This is a genomic window from Rhizobium alarense, from assembly GCF_021555155.1.
In the GTDB taxonomy this organism is placed as follows: domain Bacteria; phylum Pseudomonadota; class Alphaproteobacteria; order Rhizobiales; family Rhizobiaceae; genus Rhizobium_D; species Rhizobium_D alarense.
In genome coordinates this window covers 1-6883 of the sequence record NZ_JAKGBU010000033.1, presented here as the reverse complement: position 1 = coordinate 6883, position 6883 = coordinate 1, and the positions used below count along the sequence as shown (strand labels likewise).

General features: G+C 66.8%; 7 protein-coding genes. 4 read left to right on the top strand and 3 right to left on the bottom strand.

All coding sequences use genetic code 11. The features are described 5' to 3' along the window. A partial coding sequence (locus tag LXM94_RS12080) for a xanthine dehydrogenase family protein molybdopterin-binding subunit (RefSeq protein ID WP_235771613.1) occupies positions 1–1745 on the top strand: 1745 nt, incomplete at its 5' end. A 9-nt stretch (positions 1746–1754) separates the two neighbouring features. Beyond that, positions 1755–2399, top strand: a complete 645-nt coding sequence (locus tag LXM94_RS12075) for an Isoquinoline 1-oxidoreductase subunit (RefSeq protein WP_235771611.1) — start codon at positions 1755–1757, stop codon at positions 2397–2399. A gap of 39 nt (positions 2400–2438) precedes the next feature. Here LXM94_RS12075 and LXM94_RS12070 read toward each other — a convergent pair whose 3' ends face one another. Then, the gene (locus tag LXM94_RS12070) at positions 2439–4289 is read right to left on the bottom strand and encodes an ABC transporter ATP-binding protein (protein ID WP_235771609.1); all 1851 of its coding nucleotides are present in this window, start codon (positions 4287–4289) and stop codon (positions 2439–2441) included. A 350-nt stretch (positions 4290–4639) separates the two neighbouring features. Here LXM94_RS12070 and LXM94_RS12065 point away from each other — a divergent pair, with 350 nt between their 5' ends. After that, positions 4640–5101, top strand: coding sequence for a tRNA (cytidine(34)-2'-O)-methyltransferase (locus LXM94_RS12065; protein ID WP_235771607.1), 462 nt, complete (start codon positions 4640–4642; stop codon positions 5099–5101). Positions 5102–5167: 66 nt separating this feature from the next. On the opposite strand, the gene LXM94_RS12060 is transcribed toward LXM94_RS12065, so the two are convergent. Then, positions 5168–5740, bottom strand: coding sequence for an NADPH-dependent FMN reductase (locus LXM94_RS12060; protein WP_235771605.1), 573 nt, complete (start codon positions 5738–5740; stop codon positions 5168–5170). 73 nt (positions 5741–5813) lie between these two features. Between LXM94_RS12060 and soxR the strand changes: the two genes are divergently transcribed. Next, complete coding sequence (soxR, locus tag LXM94_RS12055; RefSeq protein ID WP_235771603.1) at positions 5814–6275, top strand: redox-sensitive transcriptional activator SoxR; 462 nt, start codon at positions 5814–5816, stop codon at positions 6273–6275. 1 nt (position 6276) lies between these two features. On the opposite strand, the gene LXM94_RS12050 is transcribed toward soxR, so the two are convergent. Beyond that, positions 6277–6883, bottom strand: a 607-nt coding sequence (locus LXM94_RS12050; RefSeq protein WP_235771602.1) for a transporter associated domain-containing protein, incomplete at its 5' end; no start/stop codon positions are given.

Below are 6883 nucleotides of genomic sequence, written 5' to 3'. Positions count from 1 at the left end.
TGCTGGTTGCCGCCGCGGCGGCGGACTGGGGGGTGCCGGCCGGCGAGATCACGGTCGAGAAAGGCCGCGTCAGACATGCCGCGTCCGGCAAGGAAAGCGGCTTCGGCGCCCTGGCGACCGCGGCATCCCGCGTCGCGCCGCCCGATAACGTCACCTTGAAGGATCCCTCCGCCTTCACGCTGATCGGCCAGGATCTGCCGAAGCTCGATACGGTCTCGAAGACCAACGGCACCGCCGTCTTCACACTCGACATCGTGACGAACGACATGCTGGTCGCCGTTGTTGCCCATCCGGATCACTTCGGCGCCACCGTGAAGTCCTTCGACGACACGGAGGCGCGCAAGGTGCCGGGTGTCGTCGACGTGAAGCAGGTGCCGCAGGGCATCGCCGTCTACGGCGAGAACACCTTCGCCGCGCTCAAGGGCCGGGCGGCACTGGCGATCGAATGGGACCTCTCGGGCGCCGAGACGCGCTCGAGCGAGGAGATCGTCGCCGACTACGCGAAACTCTTCGCGGAAAAGGGGCTGGAGGCGACGAACAACGGCAACGTCGACACCGCGTTTGCCGGCGACGGCGTCGAGAGCCTGGAGGCCGACATGGTCTTCCCGTTCCTCGCGCATGCGCCGATGGAGCCGCTCGACGCGGTCTTCATGCGGGCGACCAACGGCATGCTCGACGTCTATACCGGCGCGCAATTCCCCGGCATGGACAAGGCTGCCGCCGCCGAGCTCGTCGGCATCGACCCGTCGATGGTCCGGATCCACACGCAGGTGACCGGCGGCAGCTTCGGCCGCAAGGCGCAGTTCGGTTCGCCCTATATGCGCGAGGCGGCGGCGGTCTTCGCGGCCATCGGCGGCCAGCGCACCCTCAAGCACATGTGGACCCGCGAGGACGACATCCGCGGCGGGTTCTACCGGCCGATGTACGCGCACCGCATGAAGGGCGCGGTCAACGCCAGGGGCGAGATCGTCGCCTGGGACCAGGTGATCGTCGGCCAGTCGATCATGGGCAAGGCCGATCTCGACGAGACGTCCGTCGAGGGAGCCTCGAATCTGCCCTACGACATCGCCAACCTGCGCGTCCGGGCGCACAACACGAGACTTGCCGTGCCGCCGCTCTGGTGGCGCTCGGTCGGCCATACCCATACGGGCTTCGCCGTGGAAACCTTCGTCGACGAACTGCTCGAGAAGGCCGGCAAGGACCCCGTCGAAGGGCGGCTCGCCCTGCTTGGCAAGGAACCGCGCCACATGGGCACGCTGAAGAAGGTGGCCGAGATGGCGGATTGGGGTGGCAAGGTCGGGAAGGACAAGGCTCGCGGCGTTGCGGTGGTGAAGAGCTTCGGCACCTATGTCGCGCAGATCGTCGAGGTCTCCGTCGGCGATGGCGGCGCGCCGCGCGTCGAGAAGGTCTGGTGCGCGGTCGACTGCGGCGTGGCGATCAACCCGAACGTCATCAAGGCGCAGATGGAAGGCGGCATCGGCTACGGCCTCGGTGCCGTGCTCTTCGACGAGGTGACGCTCGGCAAGGGCGGCAAGATCCTGCAGTCGAACTTCCACGACTACCGGTCGCTGCGGATCAACGAGATGCCCGCGGTGGAGGTCGCGGTCATCGCCTCGGGCGAGCCGCCGACAGGCGTCGGCGAACCCGGCGTGCCGCCGGTCGGACCCGCCGTCGCCAATGCCTGGCGGCGCCTGACCGGCAACCCGGTCCGCCGCCTGCCGATCGTCAATGCCTTCACGTCGTAGGAGCGGGCCATGAAGAAGACCAAATCCCTCGCCGCTCTCGCGGCGTTCTCCCTGCTTTGCGCCGTCGCGCCGACGGCCGGTGCGCAGGATTCGAACGCCAACCCGGCGGCCGGCCTGAAGCAGGCCTCCGAGTTCCAGTCCATCGCCGACCCGGCGAAGCGCTCCGTCGCCCTCTTCGAGGAGGCGGGCAAGGTGATCCAGCACCCGCGCTGCATCAACTGTCACCCGGCGACCGACCGGCCGCTGCAGACCATGTCGATGCGCGTGCACCAGCCGCCGGTGACCCGCGGTGACGGCGGCATGGGCATGCCCGGCATGACCTGCAACACCTGTCACGGCACGGAGAACGTCTCCGTCGTCGGCCAGGCCGATACGCTGAAGAGCATTCCGGGCCATCCCTCCTGGCATCTCGCACCGATCGAGATGGCCTGGGAGGGCAAGTCGCTCGGTGATATCTGTCTTCAGCTCAAGGATCCGGAAAGGAACGGCGGCAAGACCATGGCGCAGATGATCGAGCACATGGCCGACGACAGCCTCGTCGGCTGGGGCTGGAACCCCGGCGAGGGCCGCGAGCCGGCGCCCGGCTCGCAGGAGGTCTTCGGCCAGTTGATCGCCGCCTGGGTCGAGACGGGCGCAGGCTGTCCGGCGCCGTAGTCCAGGCGATGATCCCGGGCCTTTCGGCCCGGGATCCCGTCATTCCGCCGCGTCTTCCACATGATCGTCGGCGATGAAGCCGCCGGACTGCCGCGACCAGAGGTCGGCATAGATGCCGCCTTTCTCGACGAGTTCGGCATGGGTGCCGGTCTCGCGGATATGCCCCTTGTCGAGCACCACGAGCCGGTCCATTTCCGTCAGCGTCGAGAGCCGGTGGGCAATCGCGATCACCGTCTTGCCCTCCATCAGGGCGAAGAGGTTCTCCTGGATCGCCGCCTCGACCTCGCTGTCGAGCGCCGACGTCGCCTCGTCGAGCACCAGGATCGGCGCGTCCTTCAGGAAGACGCGGGCGATCGCGATGCGCTGGCGCTGGCCGCCGGAGAGCTTGACGCCCCGCTCGCCGACCTGCGCATCGAGGCCGGTGCGGCCGTGCAGGTCGGAAAGGCCCTGGATGAACTCCCAGGCATTCGCCCGCGTCGCCGCCTCGACGATCTCCGCATCCGTCGCGTCCGGCTTGCCGTAAGCGATGTTCTCACGGATCGAGCGGTGAAGCAGCGAGGTGTCCTGAGTCACCACGCCGATCTGCGCGCGCAGGCTGTCCTGCGTCACCCTGGCGATGTCCTGGCCGTCGATGCTGATGCGGCCCGATTCCAGGTCGTAGAAACGCAAGAGCAGGTTCATCATCGTCGTCTTGCCGGCGCCGGAACGACCGACGAGGCCGATCTTCTCGCCCGGCCGGATGTCGAGCGTCAGGTCCTCGATGACGCCCTTCGCCTTGCCGTAGTGGAAGCGCACCTTGTCGAAGGTGATGTGGCCCTTCTTGGCGTTGAGGTTCGCAGCCTCCGGACGATCGACGATGTCATGCGCCTTCGTCATCATGCCCATGCCGTCATAGACCGTGCCGATGTTCTCGAAGAGCGCCGTCACCTCCCACATCACCCACTGCGACATGCCGTTGATGCGCATCGCAAGGCCGACGGCGACTGCCACGGCGCCGACGGAGACGTCGCCGGTCATCCAGAAATGGATGCCGATCGCCGCGGTGAAGAACATGGCGAGCACGTTGTTGATCTCGATCGCGATGTTGAACGCGGTGATCAGCCGCATCTGCCGGTGTACGGTCTGCAGGAACTCGTGCATGCCTTCGCGGGCGAAGGTCTCCTCCCGGCCGGCGTGCGAAAACAGCTTCACGGTCGCGATATTGGTGTAGCTGTCGACGATCCGGCCCGTCATCATTGAGCGCGCATCGGCCTGCTCGCGCGAGATGACCATGAGCTTCGGCACGAAATAGCGCAGGATGGAGACATAGACGACGAACCACGCGATGAGTGGCACGACGAGGCGCAGGTCCGCCGCGGCGATGATCGCGATCATCGAGATGAAGTAGCTCACCACATAGACGAAGACATCGATGACCTTCATCACCGTCTCGCGCACGGCAAGCGAGGTCTGCATGACTTTCGTCGAGACGCGGCCGGCGAACTCGTTGGAGAAGAACGTCATGCTCTGGCGGATGAGATAGCGATGCATCTGCCAGCGGGCGATCATCGGGAAATTGCCCGCAAGCGCCTGGTGCATGGTCATCGTATGCAGCGCGCCGAAGACGGGAATGACGACGAGCAGCAGCACGGCCATCCAGACGAGCGTGCCGCCCTCGCGGGCGAGGAACGTGTCCGGATCGCTCGCCGAAAGCCAGTCGATGATGTTGCCCAGGAACTGGAACAGCAGCACCTCCGCGATGCCGAGCACCATGGAGCAGACGCCGAGCACGACGAGCCAGGGTGCGGCGGGACGCGTGTAGTGCCAGAGGAACGCGAACAGGCCCTTGGGCGGCAGCGTCGGCGCTTCGGGCGGATAGGGATTGAGGCGTCTTTCAAACCAGCCGAACATGGTGGCTCTCTCCGTGAATGTCGGTCGGGCCGGCGGCACGCCGAAAGGGCGCGCACGAATGCCGAAGTCCCGGAACGGTGGCCGGACGGCGAAGCGGGTGCCGGGCGGCCTGTCGAAAAATGGAAATGTCTGCGAAGTCCGAAGCGTTGGGACGCCTAGGCGAGACGCGGGGTGATCCCGGCCGGAAGGCGCATTCGACCAACTGTATTCATCGGAAGCCTCCCTTGTCTCGTGTTGCAGATGGCGCTTCCTAGCGCGAAATGCGACATTTTGCCAGAGCCATTCTTCTCCGGCATGCCGCGAACCGCGCTCCTGTTGCCCGCAGGGCACAGATGCGTTAGCGCACACTTATGTCTCGTCTTCGCATTGCCCTTTATCAACCCGACATCGCCGGCAACACCGGAACGATCCTGCGCCTCGCCGCCTGCCTCGGCCTTTCGGTCGACCTCATCGAGCCGGCGGGCTTCGACATCTCCGACCGCAGCCTGAAACGCGCCGGCCTCGACTATATCGCTTCGGCGGCGCTGACGCGCCACGTCACCTGGCAGCACTTCGAGGACTGGCGGCGGCAGGCCGGCCGCCGGCTCGTTCTCGCCTCGACGAAGGCGGCCGTCCGCTACACCGATCTTGCCTACCGGCCGGACGACATCCTGCTCTTCGGCCGGGAAAGCGCCGGCGTGCCGGAGGCCGTGCATGAGGCGGCCGATGCCCGCGTGCTGATCCCGATGGTCGAAGGCCGGCGCTCCATCAACGTCGCGCTGTCGGCCGCGATGATCGCCGGCGAGGCGCTGCGCCAGACGGGATTTGCCTGACCGGCTCATTGCCGCTCCCCGCGACGGGTTCCGGCAACCGGACGGTGCGTGGATCATCGCCATGCCTCATGCCGCCGCCTCGTCGTAGTTCCTCTCGCTGCGGGCGCGCCGCAGCGTGTGCGCCCACCAGAGGAGCCGGGCCATCATCGTGAAGAGCGGGCCGTTCATCTGGGCGGGCCGGAAGGGGTTGCCGGCCGAATCGAAGAGCGCCCAGGCATGGGCGAGGCTCACCGTTTCGCGGATCGTCACCGCATGGAGTTCGGCGAAGACCTGGCGCAACTGCTCGACCGCCCGCAGACCGCCCGAGATGCCGCCATAGGAAACGAAGGCGACGGGCTTGGCGTGCCACGGCTTGAAGGTGGAATCGATGATCGCCTTCAGGGGCGCCGGATAGCCGTGGTTGTATTCCGGCGTGACGATCAGGATTGCATCCGCGGCCGTCAGCACGGCCTCGATGCGCTCGACCGACGCCGCATCCGGCCCGCGCGCGGAGATCACGAGTTCCGCCGGATCGAGGCGGACGACGGCGAACCCCTTCATGGCGCGAAGCTCGGAGAGAACCCAGTCGACCACCGTGTCGCAGAAGCGGTTCTCCCGGGCGCTGCCGTAGATCAGGGCGACGGTGATCGTGTCTGTCATGAGAATGGCTCCTTGCTTTTCTTCCGAGGGAGCTGCTGGTATAAAACCTCAAGCAATATTGAGGTCAACAGCCATGCCGAAGAAAGCGAAACCGGACCCCGCCCAGCGGGAACTCAGCGTCGGCGAGGTCGCAGCCCGAAGCGGCGTCGCCGTCTCGACGCTGCATTTCTACGAATCGAAGGGACTGATCCGCAGCGAGCGCAACCGCGGCAACCAGCGCCGCTACAGGCGCGGCGTGCTCCGCCGCGTCGCCGTCATCAAGGTGGCGCAGCGCACCGGCATTCCGCTCTCCGAGATCAGGCAGGCGCTCGACGTGCTGCCGCACGACCGGCCGCTCACCGCCGAGGACTGGCGGCATCTGTCGGAAAACTGGCATCGGGCGCTCGACGAGCGCATTGCCCGCCTGACGGCGCTCCGTGATCACCTCAACGGCTGCATCGGCTGCGGATGCCTCTCCATGCAGGACTGTCCGCTGCGCAATCCGCACGACGTGCTTGCCGGCGAAGGCGCCGGCGCACGGTTGCTCGAAGGATAGGTCAGGCCGGCAGGCGGCTTGCGAGGATCTTGTCGATACGCCGGCCGTCGAGGTCGACCACCTCGAAGCACCAGCCGTGGGCCTCGACGGTCTCGCCGGTCTTCGGCAGGTGCTGCATCGCCTCGATGACGAGGCCCGCCGCCGTATGGTAGTTCCGGCGCTCGGGCAGCGCGATGCCGAGCCGCTCCGCCATCTCGTCGATCGGCATCGCGCCGTCGATGAACCAGGAACCGTCCTGGCGCAGCACGGCATATTCGTCGGTCTCGCCTTCGTCGATATCGGAGCGGAAGACGCCGGCAATCGCCTCGAGCACGTCGCCGGGCGTCAGGATGCCTTCGAAATGGCCGTATTCGTCGTGGACGAGCAGCATCGGCACATTGGCGCCGCGCAGCGTCTCCAGCACGCGCATCGCATCCATCGAATCCGGCACGATCGGCGCCTCGCGCACCAGCGCACGCACGTCCAGCTTTCCGCCGGAGAGGATCACCGACAGCGCCTCGCGCGTCTGCAGCACGCCGATCATCGTGTCGGCACCGCCGTCGGAGACCGGAAGGCGGGAATGGGAGGTGTCCGTCAGCTTCCGGCGGATCTCGTCGAGGCCGTCCTCG

What these genes read in the sequence shown, in the direction of transcription:
- LXM94_RS12075 (WP_235771611.1), top strand. Translation starts at nt 1,755, where the DNA reads ATGAAGAAGACCAAATCCCTCGCCGCTCTCGCGGCGTTCTCCCTGCTT.
- LXM94_RS12070 (WP_235771609.1), bottom strand. Translation starts at nt 4,289, where the DNA reads ATGTTCGGCTGGTTTGAAAGACGCCTCAATCCCTATCCGCCCGAAGCG.
- LXM94_RS12065 (WP_235771607.1), top strand. Translation starts at nt 4,640, where the DNA reads ATGTCTCGTCTTCGCATTGCCCTTTATCAACCCGACATCGCCGGCAAC.
- LXM94_RS12060 (WP_235771605.1), bottom strand. Translation starts at nt 5,740, where the DNA reads ATGACAGACACGATCACCGTCGCCCTGATCTACGGCAGCGCCCGGGAG.
- soxR (WP_235771603.1), top strand. Translation starts at nt 5,814, where the DNA reads ATGCCGAAGAAAGCGAAACCGGACCCCGCCCAGCGGGAACTCAGCGTC.